Source organism: Microbacterium sp. NPDC089189, from assembly GCF_040685095.1.
Taxonomy (GTDB): domain Bacteria; phylum Actinomycetota; class Actinomycetes; order Actinomycetales; family Microbacteriaceae; genus Microbacterium.
The window spans coordinates 79,026-97,018 of sequence record NZ_JBFBHG010000008.1 but is presented as its reverse complement, the minus strand read 5'-3'; the positions used below and the strand labels follow the sequence as shown (position 1 = coordinate 97,018).

Sequence of the window (17,993 nt, the reverse complement as noted above, 5' to 3'; positions counted from 1 at the left end):
TGACGGCGGTGGCCCCAGTGTAGGTCGGTCGCCGCCGGCGCGGCAGGGCCACATCCGACATGCACTAACGCGCTGATCGCACTACTGTGCATCGCGTGGTACTGTCCATCACGGAAGGGGAGGTCGCATGGACACCACGCAACTGTTAAAGGGGGTGCTGGACGCCGCCGTGCTCGCCGTCGTGCAGCACGAGGACGCCTACGGGTACGACATCGTGCGCCGGCTGCGGGACGCCGGGCTCGGCGACGTCGGCGACGCATCCGTCTACGGCACGCTGCGCCGGCTCTACAGCGCGGGCGCGCTCTCGAGCTACGTCGTGCCGTCGGATGGCGGCCCGCACCGCAAGTACTACGCGATCAACCCGCAGGGGCGGGAGACGCTCGACGCCCAGCGCCGTGACTGGGCGTCGTTCTCGCGCGCGATGACCGACCTGCTCGACACCAGCCGCACTCCCTCCCTGCGCACGATCGGAGAAGCACGATGACCCTCACCGTGACCACGCCGCACGACATCGCGGCCTTCGCGCGCGCCGTGCGCACGCACCTCGACGATCTGCCCGCCGACGAGGTCGACGACCTGCTCGACGGCCTCGAGGCGGATCTGGCGGAGCAGGCGTCCGACAGCGGTGCTGAGTTCACCCTCCCCGACGCCGCGGCGTACGCCACCGAGCTGCGCACCGCCGCGGGACTGCCCGACCGCGCCGAAGGACCGGCGCCGCGGGTGCCGCTGCGCGAACGTGCGGAACGTCTCCGAGCGGATGCCGCCCGCCGCATCCGCTCGTCGCGCACCGGCGATGCCGTGCTCGATCTGCTGGTCTCGCTGCGCCCGCTGTGGTGGGTCGTCCGCGGTGTCGCCCTGTACGTGACGCTGACGCTGCTGACCGTGCCGCTGCTCGGTCGCGTCGACATCGTTCCCGGCGACGCGCTCGCGTGGGCGGTGCTGTTCGGGTCTCTCGTGCTGAGCGTGCAGTGGGGACGCGGGATGTGGCTTCCGACGCGCTGGCTGCGGGTCGTGCGGGTCGGCGTCAACGCGGTGACGAGCGTCGTCGCGGTCATCATGCTGCTCGCGGCCCCCACCGTCCTGCCGCAGATCTTCGCTCCGCAGGCCGCGATGTCGTACGAGTACATCGACAACAGCCAGCCGGGTCTCGTGCTCGACGGTCAGCGCGTGCGCAACGTCTTCGCCTACGACGCGGAGGGCCGGCCCCTCACCGACGTGCAGCTGTTCACCGAGCAGGGTGAACCGCTGACGACGATCGGCACCGGAGGCACGTCCGAGAACTGGTTGTGGGACCAGTACTTCGCCGGGGGCGGCGGGCCGGTGCCCTCGCCCGTCGCCGGCACCGGCACCGCGGCGCTGTGGAACGTGTTCCCGCTGCGCGAGACGCTCGATGCCGACGAGTACGGCAACCCGGCCGTGGACTCGGCGACCACGCCGGCGCCGCCCCGTGCGTCCGTACCGGCCATCGTGCCCCTGGTCCCGCCCGCGGGTGCGACGCCCGCCGCGACCCCGCTCCCCGAGGCCACATCGGCGCCCGGGTCGACACCGTCGGCCGATCCTTCTGCCGCACCGACCGCCGAGCCGATGACGGTGACGCCGTGAGCGGGGCCGTCGCCACCGGTCTGCCGGCCGACGGCACGCCGCAGCCCCCGCCCGCGCCCCCGGCATCCGCCCCGCGGATCGTCAGCGTCGATCTGACCCACCTGGTGCGCGCGGCCCTGGACGCCGACCCCACCGACTGACCCCCCGGGTGAGGCGATCCCGGGGCCAGGGGTGGGGGGTGGCCCCGGGGCCAGGGGTGGGGGGTAGTCCCGGGACCGGGGTGGGGATGCCCCTGCCTCGCGCCGACGGCATCCCCATCCGAGGACGATCGGTTGAGCCGAGGACTCCTGCGCCCCGAACATCCTCGCCTCGGCCGATCCTCCTCGGCCCGCCCGCGCCCCGCCACGCTCAGCCCTCACGCTCGGCCCGACCCCACTCCGCCCAGCCCCACAAAACCCGCACGCGCGTGAGCGGAGGAGATCGAGCGAAGGGAGGAGCGGATGCGGCGGATCGGTCCTCCGCTCGGTGGATCTCCTCCGCCGGCGGGCGAACAACGCGAACAACGGGAGCAACGAGCACCGCGCCGCACCCGTGAGGTCAGCCGCGCTCGGCCCACCAGGCGAGGAGGCGCCGCTCGGTCTCGTCGGGGCCCAGCACGCCCTCGTCGAGGCGCAGGTTGAGCAGGAAGCGGTAGGCCTCGCCCACCTCGCGACCCGGTCCGATGCCGAGCAGTCGCTGGATGTCGTTGCCGTCGAGCTCGGGGCGGATCGCGTCGAGCTCCTCCTGCTCGCGCAGGGCGGCGATGCGGTCCTCGATGTCGTCGTACGCGGTGCGCAGGCGCGCGGCCTTGCGCTTGTTGCGCGTGGTGACGTCGGCGCGGGTGAGGATGTGGAGACGTTCGAGCTCGGGGCCGGCGTCGCGCACGTAGCGGCGCACCGCGGCGTCGGTCCAGGCGCCCTCGGCGTACCCGAAGAAACGCAGGTGCAGCTCGACCAGCAGAGCGACGCTGTCGATCGTCGCGGCATCGAAGCGCAGGTCGCGCAGGCGCTTGCGCGCCATCCGCGCACCCTTGATGTCGTGGTGGTGGAACGTGACACCGCCCCCGGGCTCCAGGCGTCGGGTCGCCGGCTTGCCGATGTCGTGCAGAAGGGCCGCGAGCCGCAGCGGCACATCCGGTGGGCTGCCCGGATGACGCGCCTTCTCGAGATCGATGGCCTGGCGCAGCACCGTCAGCGAGTGCTCGTAGACGTCCTTGTGGTGGTGGTGCTCGTCGACCTCGAGCTGCAGGGCGGGCACCTCGGGCAGGAACTCGCCGATGAGCCCGGTCTCGACCAGCAGCCGGATGCCGCGCACCGGGTCGTCGCTCTGCAACAGCCGCACGAGCTCGGCCTGGATGCGCTCGGGGCTGACGATCGCGATCGTGTCGCGCAGCTGCTCGATCGCCGCGAGGGTATCGGCCTCGACCTCGAACGACAGCTGCGCGCTGAAGCGCGCGGCGCGCAGCATCCGCAACGGGTCGTCTCCGAAGCTCACCCGCGGATCCGCAGGCGTGCGCAGGACCCCGCGCACCAGGTCCTCGACACCACCGTTCGGATCGACGAGCGACGGACCCGGCACCCGCAGCGCCATCGCGTTGACCGTGAAGTCCCGACGCACGAGATCGTCGGCGAGGGTGTCGCCGAACGCCACCTCGGGCTTGCGCGTCACCCCGTCGTAGCTGTCGGCGCGGTAGGTGGTGATCTCGACCTGCTCGCCCCGCACGCGGGCACCGATCGTGCCGAAGGCGCGGCCGATGTCCCACTGCGCGGTCGAGATGGGGGTGACGATGCGCAGGATGTCGTCGGGCCGGGCGTTCGTGGTGAAGTCGAGGTCGTGCGTGGGACGCCCCAGCAGGGCGTCACGGACGGGACCGCCCACGACCGCCAGCTCGAAGCCGGCGGCATCGAAGGCACGGGCGAGCTCCGCGACCACGGGTGAGTCGGCCAGCTCGCCCAGGCGCGCGAGACCGTCGGCCATGTTCAGCATGTTGTCGAGCCTATCCGCGCGGCCCGTCCGCGATCGCGAGCTGCCCGGTGAACAGCAGCTCGCGCACACGCGGGCGCAGGTCGTCGGAGAGAGCGTCCGCATCCACCTCCAGGAGTCCCGCGATGGCGCCGATCAGCACGCCCACCGGCAGGTCGCCGTCCGAGGCGCCGACGAGCGCCGCCAGCGCGGGATCGACCTCGAGCACCCGGGCGAGCCCGCCGCCCTGGCGCAGCTCGATGACGCTCGGCGACTCGGCACCGGGAAGGTGGTGGCGCGCCTCAGTGACGTCGGCCGCGACCTGCATCACGGCCGCGTCGAGGGCGTCGTCGTCGAGGCCGGCCAGCACACGGTCGGTCTCCCACGCGGCGTCGAGGTGCGCGGCGAGCGGCCCGTGGTCGACGGCCTGCGCGACCCGCTCGAACCGCGCCAGCGCAGAGCCCTCCGTCAGCTGCACCCACCCCATCCCGATGCCCGTCACGCCGCGCGCCTCGAAGTCGTCGAGCCACGCCGTCAGCAGGGCGTCGTGCGCCGGGGTGCCCGGCCGCATCCCGCCGTCGCGCACCCAGAGCTCGGCGTACCGCACGGGGTCGAGGTGCTCGCGCTCGATGACCCAGGCTCCGATGCCCTGGGTCCAGGACCGCACCCGGTCGAGGCCGGCGAGGCCGTCGCGGTCCTCCCAGTTGCCCAGCAGCGCCGCGCGGCCGCCGGACTCGAGGTGCGCTCGGAGGGAGGTGACGACGTCGGCCATCAGCGCGTCGCCCGCACGCCCGCCGTCGCGGTACTCGTAGGCCGGCACATCGGCGCTCCGCGGCGTGATGACGAAGGGCGGGTTCGACGCGATGAACGCGAACCGCTCGTCGTGCACAGGGGCGAAGAGGTCGCCCACCCGCACGTCGATGCGGTCGAGGCCGTTCAGCTCCGCGCCCAGCCGCGTGAAGGCCGCTGCTCGCTCCGAGATGTCGGTGGCAACGACCGAGAACCCCCGGCGTCGCAGCTCGAACGCGATGAGTCCGCACCCGCATCCCAGATCCAGCGCCGCGCCCGTCCCGCTCTCGGGCAGCATGGCCACGAGCGTGCGCCCTGCCCCGCCCACCCCGAGCACATGGTCCGGCCGCAGCGGGAACACGCCCGCGAGCTCGTCGAGGTCGCTCACGATCCACCCGTCCGCGCCGTCCGAGAACACGTGCGGGCGGATGGCGAGAGCTGCCCGCACCGTCTCGCCGTCACGGACGAGCACCCCGGCCCGCTCGGCCCCCTCGAGGCCCGTGCTCGAGAGGGCTGCGGCGACGGATGCGGCCGGCACCGCATCACCGCAGACGAAGAGCCGAGCCAGAACCGCCACCGGATCGTCGCCCCGGCGCTCCAGCATCCGCCGCGCGGGTACGGCGTCGGCGCGAGTGAGCGCCGCGAACGCGGCATCGCCGCAACGGGCCTTCAGTGCGGCGTCGGTGAAGGGGGCCGCGGCGAGATCCGTCGCCAGGGCGCGGGCGGGGGTGAGATCCATGAGTCCATTCAAGCGGGCGCGGGTGCCGGGGTTTACACCGACACCACCCGTAGAATCATGTGCGACCACGCGGGACGTGTCCGCGCAGGAGCCCCTTCCGAATGATCCCGATTCCGGCCCACGCGGGCAGCACCGCGACGCAACGGCGCTCGCGCCTTCTCTCGGTGATCCTCGCGGTGATCGTGCTGCTGGGCCTGTCGACACCCGCGCACGCCTCGACCCCGACGCCCTCACCGACGCTCAGCGGCGACGCGGAGCTCTCGCTCGCCGCCGCCGACAACGGCCTGATGACGCCCGGCGACCCCCTCTCGGTGCTGGTCTCGCTCGCCAACGGCACGCCCGCGCGCATCCCCGGCACCGCCGCCACGGTCTACATCGGCGACGAGCCGATCCCCGATCGCGCCGGCCTCACCGCATGGTCGTCGGCCTCCGACGTCCCGTCCGGGCGCGCCATCGGCGCGCTCACGATCGACGAGACCGCCTCCGGCCAGACCACGACGGCCAGCATCGTTCTTCCGGGTGACGACGAAGCGATCGCCACGCGCGCCGCCGGCATCTACCCCCTCTGGGTGGATGCGGGCGCCTTCTCGGCGCGGTCGACGATCGCCGTGGGCGTGCAGGGCGCAGGAAGCGTCGGCGTGATCGTGCCGATCGTCGCCGGGACGAGCGAACGGGGCCTGCTCACCGCGGCGCGCCTGGAGTCGCTGACCGCACCGGACGGGGCCCTGACGGCCCGACTCGATGCGGTCGAGGGGACCTCCGCCATCCTCGCCATCGACCCCGCGGTCGTCGCCGCGGTGCGCGTGCTCGGCTCGTCGGCGCCCGAGAGCGCGCGCGAGTGGCTCACCCGGCTCACCGCCCTTCCCAACCAGCGCTTCGCCCTGCAGTTCGGCGACGCCGATGTCGCCGCGCAGATCGCCGCCGGGCTCGCCGCTCCCCTCCAGCCGACGGCACTGACCGCCTACCTCGACGACTCGGCCGCTGTCGCGCCGACGCCGAGCCCCAGTGCCACCGCCGCGCCGGCCGAGCCGGTCGCGCCATCGCTGGACGAGCTTCTCGATGTCGGCGCGACGATCGAGCCGCCGGTGTACTGGCCGCTCCAGGGAACGGCCGGCCCGCAGCTGGCCTCTGCGCTGCACACCGCCACCCCCGGCGCGCTCACCCTCGTCTCCTCCCTCGATACGACGGCCCCCGAGGGCAGCACGGTCGTCGCTCGCGGTGCGGTCGGCGACGCCGGCGTGCTGGTGACCGACAGCATCGCGTCCGACGCGCTGCGCACCGCGGCGAGCAGCGGCGACGCCGTCGCGCGCGATGCCGCGCTGGCATCCGCATCCGCCCAGCTCGTTCTGGCCTCGATCGAGGCCGGCGGCGCTCCCCTGCTCGTCACGGTGGGACGCGAGTCGTCGGTCGACGCCGCCGGTCTCCGTGCCGCTGTCACCGCCGTCGCGGGGCTCCCTGGGGTGTCCCCGGTGGCGCTGACGGGTGTCGCGGCCTCCCCGGCGAGTCCCGTCGGTCTGGCCGAGGGCACGGTGGATGCGGCCCGCTCCGACGCCGTCACGTCGCTCCTCGCGGGAGCCGAGCAGATCGAGCTCTTCGCCACGGTGCTCGACGATCCGTCGCTGCTGACCGGCACCGAGCGGGCATCGAGCCTTCAGATGCTCGGAGCGGCATGGGTCGTCGACGGCGCGGACTGGACCACGGCGATGGCCGATCACCGGATCGCCACGACAGCCACTCTGAACTCCGTCGACATCGTTCCCTCGAGCTCGCTCAACCTGCTGACGGCCGGCACGAACCTGCGCTTCTGGATCCGGAACGACCTCCCCTACCCCGTCAACGTGGTGCTGATCGCCGCCCCCGACGACCTGCGCGTCGACATCGATCGCGAGACGGCCGTGACCGCCGGCCCCGCCGCGAACACCGCCGTCGAGGTGCCCGTGCACGCCCGCATCGGCAACGGCGACGTGCGCATCGATCTGAGCCTTCGCAGCCCCGCCATGGTCCCGGTGGGATCCACCCAGACGGTCGACGTCAACGTGCGGGCCGACTGGGAGGGCATCGGGCTCGTGACACTCGGCGTCCTGGCCGCGGGCTTCCTGATCATCGGGGTGATCCGCACGGTGCGTCGCCGCCGCCGTCTCGCCGCCCGCGGTGAACGAGGCGACGACACGGACGACACCGGATCCCCCACCGACACCGAACGGAACGACCTGTCATGAGCGGTCTCGGACGCGCCAGCGTGCTGCTGGGCGCGGGAACCATGGTGTCCCGCGTCACGGGGCTCGTCCGGACGATCGTGCTGGTCGCCGTCCTCGGCTCGGTGGCGTCGCGCGCGGGCGACGCGTTCGCCCTGGCCAACCAGCTCCCGAACAACGTCTACGCGATCATCTCCGCCGGAGTGCTCACCGCGGTCATCGTGCCGCAGATCGTGCGCGAGAGCGCCAAGAAGGACGGCGGGCAGCGGTTCATCTCGGCCCTGTTCACGGCGGGCATCGTGCTCCTGCTGGCGGTGACGGCGGTGGTGACCCTGCTCGCCCCGCTGCTGATCACCCTCTACGCACCCAACTACACGCCCGAGCAGCACGCCCTGGCGACGGCCTTCGCGTACTGGTGCCTGCCGCAGATCTTCTTCTACGGTCTGTACTCGCTGCTCGGCGAGACCCTCAACGCGCGCCGTGTGTTCGGTCCGTTCACGTGGGCACCCGTGCTTAACAACGTCATCTCCATCGCCGGCTTCCTCGTGCTCATGGCGCTGTTCGGCTCCGATCTGACCGCCGTCTCGGACTGGACGCCCGCGATGATCGCCGCCCTCGGTGGCACGGCCACGTTCGGCATCGCGGTGCAGGCGATCGTCCTGCTCGCCTTCTGGCGGGGAACGGGGCTGCACCTGCGCCCCAACTTCCGCTGGCGCGGGCTGGGCTTTCGCAACATGGGGCGTCTGGCGGGATGGACCGCGGCCATGGTCATCGTCGGCCAGGTGGCGGGCATCGTGCAGACCCGGGTGATCTCGGAGGCCTCGGGCGAGGACGCATCCGTCTTCGCCATACAGAACGCCTGGCTCATCTTCATGCTGCCGTACTCGATCATCGTGCTGTCGATCGGAACCCCGTACTTCACCCAGATCAGCGAGCACGCCGCCGCCGATCGGCTCGACGACGTCCGTGCGGATGTGGGGCGCAGCATCCGCATCATCAGCCTCTTCATCGTCGTGGCCACCGCCGCCCTCGCCGTCGCCGCCGTCCCCGCCTCGCGGATCATCGTGAACGGGGCCGATGACGCCGTCGCCCTGGCCCCGGTGCTGCTCTGCTACCTGGTCAGCCTGCTGCCGCTCTCGGTCCTCTTCGTCATCCAGCGCACGTTCTACGCCTTCGATGACACGCGCACCCCCTTCATCTTCACCACACTCCAGGGCGTGCTCGTGGTCGTCACCGCCCTCATCGCCGCCGCGACGCTGCCCAACGTGTGGCTCGCCGCCGGTGTCGCCCTGGGCCAGTCGGTCGCCATCACCGTGCAGGCGATCGTCGCGACGGTTCTGCTGCGTCGACGCCTCGGGCACCTCGGCATCCGGTCCTGGATCACGGCCATCCTCCGCTTCGCCCTCGCGGCCATCCCCGCTGCCGCAGCCGGATGGGGCGTGTTCCTGCTGCTCGGCGGTGCGTCCGGGTGGACCACCTCCGACAAGCTCTTCGGCGCGCTCGGCACCGGCATCGTCGGCGCCGCCAGCCTGATCGTCTACCTCGTCGTCCTCGCCGCGCTGCGGACCCCCGAACTCGCCCCCGCGATGGGCATGTTCCGGCGACTGCTTCCGCGTCGGTGACGCCCCCGTCCCCGCCAGGAATGCCACGCGATTAGCATGTGTTGAGCACTCCGAACCCCTCAAGGAGAACCCCCGTGCGTCAGCTCATCATCATCGGTTCCGGCCCCGCCGGATACACCGCCGCCATCTACGCCGCCCGGGCCAACCTGGCGCCGCTGGTGATCGCCAGCTCGGTCGAGGCCGGCGGTGAACTCATGAACACCACCGAGGTGGAGAACTTCCCGGGCTTCCCCGAGGCGATCCAGGGTCCGGACCTCATGACGAAGATGCAGGAGCAGGCCGAGAAGTTCGGCGCCGAGGTGCTCTACGACGACGTCACCGAACTGGATCTGTCGGGTCCCGTCAAGCGCGTGTCGCTCGGCAGCGGTCGCACCGAGGAGGCCGCGGCGGTCATCTTCGCCACCGGCTCCGCCTACCGCCGCATCGGTCTGGCCGGCGAGGACCACCTGTCCGGCCGTGGCGTGTCCTGGTGCGCCACCTGCGACGGCTTCTTCTTCCGCGAGCGCACGATCGCCGTCGTCGGCGGCGGCGACTCCGCGATGGAGGAGGCGACCTTCCTCACCCGCTTCGCCTCCAAGGTCTACGTGATCCACCGTCGCGGCGAGCTCCGCGCGTCGAAGATCATGCAGGAGCGCGCATTCGCCAACGAGAAGATCGAGTTCATCTGGAACGCCGCGGTCGTCGACATCCTCGGCGACGAGGCGGTCACCGCGGTCGTGCTCGAGGACACGGTCGACGGGTCGCGCCGCGAGCTGCCGCTGCAGGGCGTGTTCGTGGCCATCGGCAACGACCCGCGCACCAAGCTCGTCCACGGACAGCTCGAGCTCACCCCCGAGGGCACCATCTGGGTGGACGGGCGCTCGTCGCGCACCTCGATCCCCGGTGTCTTCGCGGCAGGCGACGTGATCGACCCCACCTACCGCCAGGCCGTGACCGCGGCCGCGAGCGGAACGGTCGCCGCTCTCGACGCCGAGCACTTCCTCGCCGCCCTCGATGAGGCCGGCGCCCCGCAGCCCGACGGCGACCAGATCGAGGGCCTCCCGGTCGCCTGAGGGAACAACTCCGCACGTCCCGGCGTTCTCGTCGGGTGAAGGCTTACATCGAAGGGAAATGACAATGACTGCGAAGGCGACGAGCTCGAGCACGTGGACCCAGGACGTTCTCGAGGCTGACGGCCCGGTTCTGGTCGACTTCTGGGCCGCCTGGTGCGGTCCGTGTCGCATGGTGGCCCCGGTTCTCGATGAGATCCAGGCCGAGAACCCGGAGAAGATCACGGTTCTCAAGCTCAATGTGGACGAGAACCCGGATCTGGCCATGAAGTACCAGATCACCTCCATCCCCGCGATGAAGGTGTTCCAGGGCGGAGAGGTCAAGACGACGATCATCGGCGCCAAGCCGAAGTTCGCTCTGGAGCAGGATCTGGCCGCGTTCATCGGCTGACATCCCGCTGCAACGAGAGAAGCCCCCGACCGCTTGGTCGGGGGCTTCTCTCGTTCGGTTCGGTCGGGCGGTCACGACATGTCGGAGCGCACCGTGGCGTCCCACCGACGCGGGGTGTTGGTCTCGCCCAGCAAGCGCCACACCGCCTGTGTGAGCGGCGGGTACTCGAGAGCGATCTGGCGCAGGACGCGGTAGTGGCGAGCGGCATTGGGCTTGCCGCCGCCGTTCTCGGCGATATTCTCGGCGCGCAGGGTGAAGACGACGAGCTCGTCGACGGTCGGCAGCTCCTCCATGAAATCCCAGGGGTCTTCACCGGAGCGCAGGCGCTCGTGCACCAGCACGGACAACTCGTCGGACGCCTCGGCACGCAGCAGTTCGAGGCTCGCTCGACGTCGCGGACTATCGGGTGTCATACCTCAAGCCTACGATCCCGACGCGGGGTGACGGGTCGATTCATCGACCCTGACGGCGCTCCCCGACTCAGGCTCCGAGGCTGTCCTCACCGAGTTCGGCGAGGATGCGATTCAGATCCTGGATGGTTGCGAAATCAATGATGACCTGGCCTTTTCGTGCCGACAGGGCGATCTTGACACGCGTGTTCAGTCGATCACCCAGGCGCTCCGCGACCTCATCGAGGTGGGCGCGTCGGGCTCCCGCCTTGGGTGCCGGGCGCGCGGCGCCGACTGTGCCCTTGGCTGCGGCCTCGGCCGCACGGACCGACAGATCCTCGTTGACGATCTTGTCGGCGAGACGGCGCATACCGTCCGCGTCGTCGAGAGAGAGGATCGCCCGCGCGTGACCGGCGGTGAGCACACCGGCGGCCACCCGCTGCTGCACGGGCATGGGCAGACGCAGCAACCGGATGGTGTTCGAGATCTGCGGACGCGAGCGCCCGATGCGGGTCGCCAGCTCCTCCTGCGTGATTCCGAAGTCCTCGAGAAGCTGCTGATACGCCGAGGCCTCTTCCAGGGGATTCAGCTGCGAGCGGTGCAGGTTCTCGAGCAGAGCGTCGCGCAGCAGATCTTCGTCCGCTGTCTCGCGGAGGATCGCCGGAATCATCTCGAGGCCGGCCTCGCGCGCGGCGCGCGTGCGCCGCTCCCCCATGATCAGCTCATAGGTGCCATCCCCGGTATCGCGCACGACGACGGGCTGCAGCACACCGAACTCCCGCACCGAGTGCACGAGCTCCGCCAGATCATCCGCATCGAAATGCGTCCGCGGCTGCCGCGGGTTCGGGACGATCGAGTGAGGATCGATCTGGATGAGGCGTGCACCCGGCACGCTGACCAGATCGTCCGCCACGACCTCCTCGGGAGCAGCCGTCGCGGCCGCCGAGGACGCGCCGGGGAAGAACACGTCGACAGGACGCGCCTCCGACGGCTCCGACGTCGGGATGAGTGCCCCGATCCCGCGGCCCAGTCCGGTTCGCTTCGCCATCAGCGCTTCCCTTCGTTCATCGAGGGCGCATCGCCCTCGGAGTCTGTGGATCCTCGACCGAGCAGCTCGACCGCGGCTTCGCGGTAGGCCACGGCGCCGGCGGACTGCCCGTCGTAGGCGATCACCGTCTGCCCGAAACTCGGCGCTTCCGATACCCGCACCGATCGAGGGATGACCGTCGCCATGACTTCGCGCGGGAAGTGCGTCCGCACCTCTTCGGCGACCTGCTGAGCGAGCCTCGTCCGCCCGTCGTACATCGTCAACAGGATCGTGGAGACATGCAGCGGTGGATTGAGGTGCTTCTGGATCATTTGGACGCTTCCCAGCAGCTGGCTCAGCCCCTCGAGCGCGTAGTACTCGCACTGGATGGGGATCAGAACCTCGTCTGCCGCCGTGAAAGCGTTGATGGTGAGGAGACCGAGCGACGGCGGGCAGTCGATCAGCACGACATGCGGCGGCTCGGCCGTGTTGGCCAGGTAGTCGTCAAGAGCCCGGCGAAGGCGGTGCTCACGGGCGACCTGCGAGACGAGCTCGATCTCGGCGCCGGCCAGGTGGATGGTGGAGGGCGCGCACGTCAACAACGGCGACTCCGGGCTCGTCTGCACGATGTCAGCGAGGGGGAACTCGTCGATGAGGACGTCGTACACACTGGGGATGTCGGCGGTGTGCGGCACACCGAGGGCCGTGGAGGCATTTCCCTGCGGATCCAGGTCGATGACGAGGACACGAGCGCCGGCACTCGCGAGTGCCGCAGCGAGGTTGACGGTGGTGGTGGTCTTACCCACGCCGCCCTTCTGGTTCGACACCGTCAGGGTGCGCGTGCGAACCGGCAACGAGACGGTGGCGTCCGCCAAGGCACGACGACGAGCACGGAGATCCGCGAGTTCGCGGGCCAGGGGAGTGTCGTCACCGAAGTCAACGGCTGCGGTATCGGGATGTTTCACGTGAAACACGTCACCTTTCCCAGAGAACGGACACGGACAACTCTATGCGGGGCCGGGGACACCCCGGGACAGGATGTTTCACGTGAAACATCCCGCGGATCACGCGCGGCGGACCCACCCGCGCACGACGCGCGTCGGAACATCGAGCACGTCCGCACCGACGGCCTCGACACGAAGGTCGGTGACCTTGTGGGCGCGGATCTGCTTCGCCGCCTTCTCGATCTCCGCGTCCGCCGAGATTCCCTTGAGCAGGATCAGTTCGCCGCCGTCCCGGACGAGGGGCGCCGTCAGAGGAAGCAAGGTTCGCAGAGCGCTGACGGCCCGAGCGGTCACCGCATCCAAGACAGCGCCTTCCGACCAGTCCTCGGATCGGCCGCGGTGCACTTCCACGTTCGAGAGGCCCAACTCGTCAGCCTGCTCCTGCAGCCACTGGGTGCGCCGCTCCATGGGCTCGATGAGGACCCACGTGATGTCGGGTCGTGCGATCGCGCCGACGAGACCCGGCAGCCCTGCACCCGAGCCCACGTCACCGACGCGCCCTGTGGGGAACAGTGGTGCGGTGATCGCGCTGTTGAGGATGTGACGGGTCCAGAGGCGCGGAAGCTCGAGCGGGCCGATCAGTCCGCGGATCTCGCCCTGCTCCGCCAGGTTGCGCGTGAACCGGCGGGCGTTCTCGATGTGATCGCCGAAGATCTGCGCCGCGACGGCGGGTTCCGGCTCCAGCGCGTCCATCAATGTTTCACGTGAAACAGTCACGCCCGACGCAGCACGGTGTGACGCTGCGGGCCCTCGCCGTAGGACTCGGAGACTAGGCCCCGGTCGGCGGCGATGTCGTGGATGAGCTTGCGCTCGTAGCTCGACATGGCGGGCAGGGACGCCTGCGATGCGCCATCGTCCAGTCGCTCGTTCGCACGCTCGACGAGGGACTCGAGTTCGCGGCGACGTGCGTCGCGCGAGCCACTCACATCGAGGATCAGGCGCGAGAAGCGGTCCGTGCGGTTCTGTACGGCCAGGCGCGTCAGCTCCTGGAGCGCGCTGACGGTCTCGGGATCCGCGAGGAGCTTGAGTGAGTCATCCCCGTCCGACTCGATCGACACGTACGCACGACCGTTGCGCACATCCATCGCCAGGTCACCGCCGATGTCGGCGATGTCGAGCAGGCCCTCGAGGAAGTCGGCGGCGACGTCGCCTTCCTGCTCCAGCTGCTCGTCCGAGATGACGTCGGGAGAAGAGGTGTCGGATGTCATGGCAATGCTCCTCTGAGGATTACGCGGTCGGCGGCGTCGTCGACGGGGGCGTTCCGCCGCCGTTCGTCGGGGACTGCTTGCCGGACTGCTTCTTGGCCCGCTGCTTGCCGACCGGCTGCTGACGCTTCGGAACGGCGGCGCGCTTGCGCTCCGCCTCCTCGAGGAGTCGCTGCTGCTCGGCCTGGAACTGCTCCATCGAGATGACGCGACCCTTGGCGTCGAGCGCCTTGCCGCGGCGTGCCAGACGCTCTTCGCGCGCCTTCGCCGCGTCCGAGCCCGGCGTCGGCATGTTCCGGATGACGAGGAACTGCTGCACCATCGTCCAGATGTTGCTGACGAACCAGTAGACGACAACGCCGAGCGGGAAGAAGACACCCGAGAAGATGAAGGCCAGCGGCAGGATGTAGAGCATGATGCGCTGCATCTGGTACGCCTGGCCGGTCTTGGCCTCGGGGGAGAGGTTCTTCGAGATGATCTGCAGCTGCGTGAAGAACTGCGACGCGATCATCAGCACCACGAGGATGAGCAGGATGATGACGGTGACCGTGCCGTCGGGCTTGCCCCATGCGCCCACGAGGGTGTCGTGCAGCGACGCCACTCCGAAGAGCTTGGCGTTGTAGAACTCGGCCGTCAGGTTGGCGTCGAGAAGACCGACACCGCCGGTGCCCGCGGTCGCATGCTTCGTGACGTCATTGAGCACGCTGTAGAGCGAGAAGAAGATCGGCATCTGCACCAGCAGGGGCAGGCAGCCCGAGATGGGCGTCGTGCCGTGCTTCTTGTACAGCGCCATGGTCTCGCGGCTCATGGCCTCGCGAGAGAGCTGATCCTTCTTGCCGCGGTACTTCTCCTGCACCTTGCGCAGTTCCGGAGCGATCTCCATCATCTTGCGCTGGCTCTTGATCTGCTTGACGAAGAGCGGGATGAGGGCCGCGCGGACCACGATCACCAGGCCCACGATCGACAGGACCCACGCGAAGCCCGAGTCGGCGGAGAGGCCGATCGAGGTCCACACGAAGTGCCACGCGACGAGGACGAGCTCCACCAGCCACTTGAGGGGCCAGAGGATCGTGCCGAGAAGGTCGAAACCGCCCGACGCGGGTGCGGCGGCGGCGAGTACCAGATCCACGGGGATCAGTCCTTTCTCAGTGGCACGACGAATCCGTGCCGGGTCAAAGCGTGCGAGAACTGCGCGTGCGGGGGCGGGTCGTCGATGCCGCCCTGAGCCCAGGGATGACACCGTGCGATCCGAGCAGCGGCCATCGCCGAGCCCTTGACGGCTCCGTGCTGCTGCACTGCCCCCACCGCATACGCGGAGCACGAGGGGTAGTACTTGCAGACATCGCCGTACGTGTGGGAAATCGTCGCACGATAAGCATGGAGAAGGCCGAGCGCGGCATTGCGCGGCAGCAGCGGGATCGCACGGATCCATCCGGAACTGGGGAAGCTCGCCTCTCCCACCGATGCCATCGGAAGCGTGGACGTGCTCACGACGCGCGCCGTTCGAGGCATCGCGACACCTCTGCGTCGAGCTCGTCGAACGTCGCGTCCGCGCCGCCGGGCAGCACACGCACGACAACGTCCGCACCCCGACGAACCGTCGGAAGTGCGGACGCGCAGATGGCCTTGAGGCGGCGGCGGAGCGTATTGCGAACGACCGCGTTGCCCACCTTCTTGCTCACAATGAAACCGAACCTCGCTGCGCGATCGTCACCGGTCGCCACCACATACGTGACGGTGTGGGGACCGGAACACCGCACGCCACGACGGACGACAGCCTTGTACTCGGCGCCGTCTGTCAATCGGTTCGGCCGCGAGAGCACCGCGAAGGGTCAGGCCGAAAGCTCGGTGCGGCCCTTGCCGCGGCGCGCCGAAAGGATGGCGCGGCCGGCGCGGGTGCGCATGCGAGCGCGGAAGCCGTGCTTCTTGGCGCGGCGGCGGTTGTTGGGCTGGAACGTGCGCTTGCTCATGGGATCACTCCGGAACGGTTCTTCACCAGAAGGCGGGAACCTTCAGACGTAGTACGGGACTGCCTCGAGGGCATAAGTCAACCGACTAAGACTAAGTCGACACGCCCCAGAACACAAACCCAGATCCGAGAACCTGTCATTATCCACAGGACGTGGAAAAGCCGCCCACACGACACGCCCCCGGAATCATCATGGAGTTTGCTCTCCGACACCACCGTGACTAGCGTGGCACCGGCAGTTATCCACAGGCTCGTCCTCACGCGACACGCCGCTGCCGACGACCTCAGCGAGAAAGGCACCATGACAGCGCACGAAACCCCCGACGTGCCCGTCTGGTCCGCCGCCGTCGCGATCCTCGAAGCCGACGATCGGGTCTCGCCCCAGATGCACGGGTTCTTGAGCCTCGCCGTCCCGCAGGGCGTCATGACCGGGACCCTCTATCTGGACGTGCCGAACGATCTGACCGCGGCACAGCTCAACAAGCGCCTGCGGCCGGTGATCCTCGAGGCCCTCGCCCAGGCGTCGGGTGAGGATGTCTCCGCATTCCGCGTGGTCGTGAACCCCGAGCTCGTGGACGCGCATCTCTCCACCCCCCTCACCGTGCAGACCGCTCCCATCGAGACCGCGCCGCCCGCCGCGCCCGCGGCGGAGGAACGCACGGAGTCCGCCTCGTCCGGTCGCGCCGACACCCGCCTCAATCCGAAGTACACGTTCGACCGCTTCGTCATCGGGCAGTCCAACCGTTTCGCACACGCGGCGGCGGTGGCCGTCGCCGAGGCGCCGGCCAAGGCCTACAACCCGCTCTTCATCTACGGCGACTCGGGGCTCGGGAAGACGCACCTCCTCCACGCCATCGGCGACTACGCGCTCAGCATGTACCCCGGCATCCGCGTGCGCTACGTGTCGAGCGAGGAGTTCACGAACGACTTCATCAACTCGATCGCGAACAACCGCGGCTCCGCGTTCCAGGCGCGGTACCGCGAGGTCGACATCCTGTTGATCGACGACATCCAGTTCCTGCAGGGCCGCGCCGAGACGCAGGAAGCGTTCTTCCACACCTTCAACACGCTGCACGACCACGACAAGCAGGTCGTGATCACCAGCGATGTGCCCCCCAAGCACCTCACGGGCTTCGAGGACCGGATGCGGAGCCGCTTCGAGTGGGGACTCATCACCGATGTGCAGGCGCCCGACCTCGAGACCCGCATCGCCATCCTCCGCAAAAAGGCGCAGAACGAGCGACTGCAGATCCCCGACGAGGTCCTCGAGTACATCGCCACCGTCGTGTCGTCGAACATCCGCGAGCTCGAGGGCGCCCTCATCCGGGTGTCGGCGTTCGCGAGCCTCAACCGATCGACCCTCGACATGTCGCTGGCGCAGCAGGTCCTGCGCGACATCGTCGACCAGGACGACGCGAACGTCATCTCGCCGACCGACATCATCACCGCGACGGCTCAGTACTTCAAACTCTCGGTCGACGACCTGTACGGGTCGAGCCGATCGCAGGGGATCGCCACGGCGCGACAGATCGCGATGTACCTGTGCCGCGAGCGCACCAACCTCTCGCTGCCCAAGATCGGGCAGCTCTTCGGCAACCGCGATCACACCACCGTGATGTACGCGTACAAGAAGATCAGCGACCTCATGAAGGAGCGTCGCTCGATCTACAACCAGGTCTCCGAGATCACCACGCAGCTCGGCCGCGTCGGCCGCTGACCTCGCACGACCCGCACCCCCGCGCCCACCGGAGCTCGGGGGTGTTCGTCGCGCTTGACAGCACCCCGGTCCGAGCCGCACAATCCGCTTCTTCACAGTGTGGACAAGCTGTGGATAACTGTGAGCCACGCCGACACGAATGTGAACTTCGACGACCATGCCTGTGGACAACCGCGGTGAGGCCTCATGAGGACGGATGCCGATTCGACAGCGGAATCCTCAGTGTCTCCACAACTCACACGCGTGTAGTTCCCGCTCGCCGACAGTCATCCACCGACTTATCCACAGTCTCCACAGTTGTTAACAAGATGAATGTCATTTCTCCTCTTCTCCTCGTGCGATCACCTTTGTTCG

19 protein-coding genes are annotated in these 17,993 nt (G+C 69.4%); 8 read left to right on the top strand and 11 right to left on the bottom strand.

The window, feature by feature from the left end:
- The first annotated feature begins 127 nt into the window (after positions 1-127).
- From AB0N73_RS06595 to AB0N73_RS06585, 3 genes are read left to right on the top strand one after another with little or no spacing between them, the layout of a single operon-like run.
- A complete protein-coding gene (locus tag AB0N73_RS06595) occupies positions 128-484 on the top strand; it encodes a PadR family transcriptional regulator (protein ID WP_363561613.1) in 357 nt (118 codons plus the stop codon).
- On the top strand, positions 481-1,602 hold the full coding sequence (locus AB0N73_RS06590) for a hypothetical protein (protein WP_363561611.1): 1,122 nt from the start codon (positions 481-483) through the stop codon (positions 1,600-1,602). The genes AB0N73_RS06595 and AB0N73_RS06590 overlap by 4 nt, the downstream gene beginning before the upstream one ends.
- Positions 1,599-1,742: a hypothetical protein gene (locus AB0N73_RS06585; protein ID WP_363561609.1), complete on the top strand. Its 144-nt coding sequence runs from the start codon at positions 1,599-1,601 to the stop codon at positions 1,740-1,742. The genes AB0N73_RS06590 and AB0N73_RS06585 overlap by 4 nt, the downstream gene beginning before the upstream one ends.
- Positions 1,743-2,139: 397 nt before the next feature.
- On the opposite strand, the gene AB0N73_RS06580 is transcribed toward AB0N73_RS06585, so the two are convergent.
- Both AB0N73_RS06580 and AB0N73_RS06575 read right to left on the bottom strand, forming a co-directional pair.
- The gene (locus AB0N73_RS06580) at positions 2,140-3,567 is read right to left on the bottom strand and encodes a CCA tRNA nucleotidyltransferase (protein ID WP_363561607.1); all 1,428 of its coding nucleotides are present in this window, start codon (positions 3,565-3,567) and stop codon (positions 2,140-2,142) included.
- Positions 3,568-3,577: 10 nt separating this feature from the next.
- Positions 3,578-5,071: a methyltransferase gene (locus AB0N73_RS06575; protein WP_363561605.1), complete on the bottom strand. Its 1,494-nt coding sequence runs from the start codon at positions 5,069-5,071 to the stop codon at positions 3,578-3,580.
- 101 nt (positions 5,072-5,172) lie between these two features.
- On the opposite strand from AB0N73_RS06575, the gene AB0N73_RS06570 reads away from it, so the two are divergent.
- From AB0N73_RS06570 to trxA, 4 genes are all read left to right on the top strand, one after another.
- Entirely contained in the window at positions 5,173-7,290 is a 2,118-nt protein-coding gene (locus tag AB0N73_RS06570) for a DUF6049 family protein (protein WP_363561603.1), read from the top strand.
- Positions 7,287-8,888: a murein biosynthesis integral membrane protein MurJ gene (gene murJ, locus AB0N73_RS06565; RefSeq protein ID WP_363561601.1), complete on the top strand. Its 1,602-nt coding sequence runs from the start codon at positions 7,287-7,289 to the stop codon at positions 8,886-8,888. Before AB0N73_RS06570 ends, murJ begins: the two co-directional genes overlap by 4 nt.
- A 74-nt stretch (positions 8,889-8,962) precedes the next feature.
- On the top strand, positions 8,963-9,940 hold the full coding sequence (gene trxB, locus AB0N73_RS06560; RefSeq protein WP_363561599.1) for a thioredoxin-disulfide reductase: 978 nt from the start codon (positions 8,963-8,965) through the stop codon (positions 9,938-9,940).
- Between the two features lie 64 nt (positions 9,941-10,004).
- Complete coding sequence (gene trxA / locus AB0N73_RS06555) at positions 10,005-10,328, top strand: thioredoxin (RefSeq protein WP_047544065.1); 324 nt, start codon at positions 10,005-10,007, stop codon at positions 10,326-10,328.
- Between the two features lie 71 nt (positions 10,329-10,399).
- Here trxA and AB0N73_RS06550 read toward each other — a convergent pair whose 3' ends face one another.
- The 9 genes from AB0N73_RS06550 to rpmH form a co-directional block, all read right to left on the bottom strand.
- A complete protein-coding gene (locus tag AB0N73_RS06550) occupies positions 10,400-10,741 on the bottom strand; it encodes a tryptophan synthase subunit alpha (protein ID WP_363561597.1) in 342 nt (113 codons plus the stop codon).
- Positions 10,742-10,808: 67 nt separating this feature from the next.
- Positions 10,809-11,765: a ParB/RepB/Spo0J family partition protein gene (locus AB0N73_RS06545; protein WP_363561595.1), complete on the bottom strand. Its 957-nt coding sequence runs from the start codon at positions 11,763-11,765 to the stop codon at positions 10,809-10,811.
- Positions 11,765-12,718, bottom strand: a complete 954-nt coding sequence (locus AB0N73_RS06540; RefSeq protein ID WP_363561593.1) for a ParA family protein — start codon at positions 12,716-12,718, stop codon at positions 11,765-11,767. Before AB0N73_RS06540 ends, AB0N73_RS06545 begins: the two co-directional genes overlap by 1 nt.
- A gap of 90 nt (positions 12,719-12,808) precedes the next feature.
- A complete protein-coding gene (rsmG, locus tag AB0N73_RS06535) occupies positions 12,809-13,441 on the bottom strand; it encodes a 16S rRNA (guanine(527)-N(7))-methyltransferase RsmG (RefSeq protein ID WP_363561591.1) in 633 nt (210 codons plus the stop codon).
- 20 nt (positions 13,442-13,461) lie between these two features.
- Entirely contained in the window at positions 13,462-13,956 is a 495-nt protein-coding gene (locus AB0N73_RS06530; protein ID WP_363561589.1) for a R3H domain-containing nucleic acid-binding protein, read from the bottom strand.
- A gap of 19 nt (positions 13,957-13,975) precedes the next feature.
- Complete coding sequence (gene yidC / locus AB0N73_RS06525) at positions 13,976-15,082, bottom strand: membrane protein insertase YidC (protein WP_363561587.1); 1,107 nt, start codon at positions 15,080-15,082, stop codon at positions 13,976-13,978.
- Positions 15,083-15,087: 5 nt separating this feature from the next.
- Positions 15,088-15,423 (bottom strand): membrane protein insertion efficiency factor YidD, encoded by a 336-nt coding sequence (gene yidD, locus AB0N73_RS06520; protein ID WP_363561690.1) that lies wholly within the window; start codon positions 15,421-15,423, stop codon positions 15,088-15,090.
- 17 nt (positions 15,424-15,440) lie between these two features.
- Positions 15,441-15,713 (bottom strand): ribonuclease P protein component, encoded by a 273-nt coding sequence (rnpA, locus tag AB0N73_RS06515; protein WP_363561688.1) that lies wholly within the window; start codon positions 15,711-15,713, stop codon positions 15,441-15,443.
- 72 nt (positions 15,714-15,785) lie between these two features.
- Positions 15,786-15,923, bottom strand: a complete 138-nt coding sequence (rpmH, locus tag AB0N73_RS06510; protein WP_036304730.1) for a 50S ribosomal protein L34 — start codon at positions 15,921-15,923, stop codon at positions 15,786-15,788.
- A 300-nt stretch (positions 15,924-16,223) separates the two neighbouring features.
- Here rpmH and dnaA point away from each other — a divergent pair, with 300 nt between their 5' ends.
- On the top strand, positions 16,224-17,639 hold the full coding sequence (dnaA, locus tag AB0N73_RS06505) for a chromosomal replication initiator protein DnaA (RefSeq protein ID WP_363561584.1): 1,416 nt from the start codon (positions 16,224-16,226) through the stop codon (positions 17,637-17,639).
- Positions 17,640-17,993: the final 354 nt, after the last annotated feature.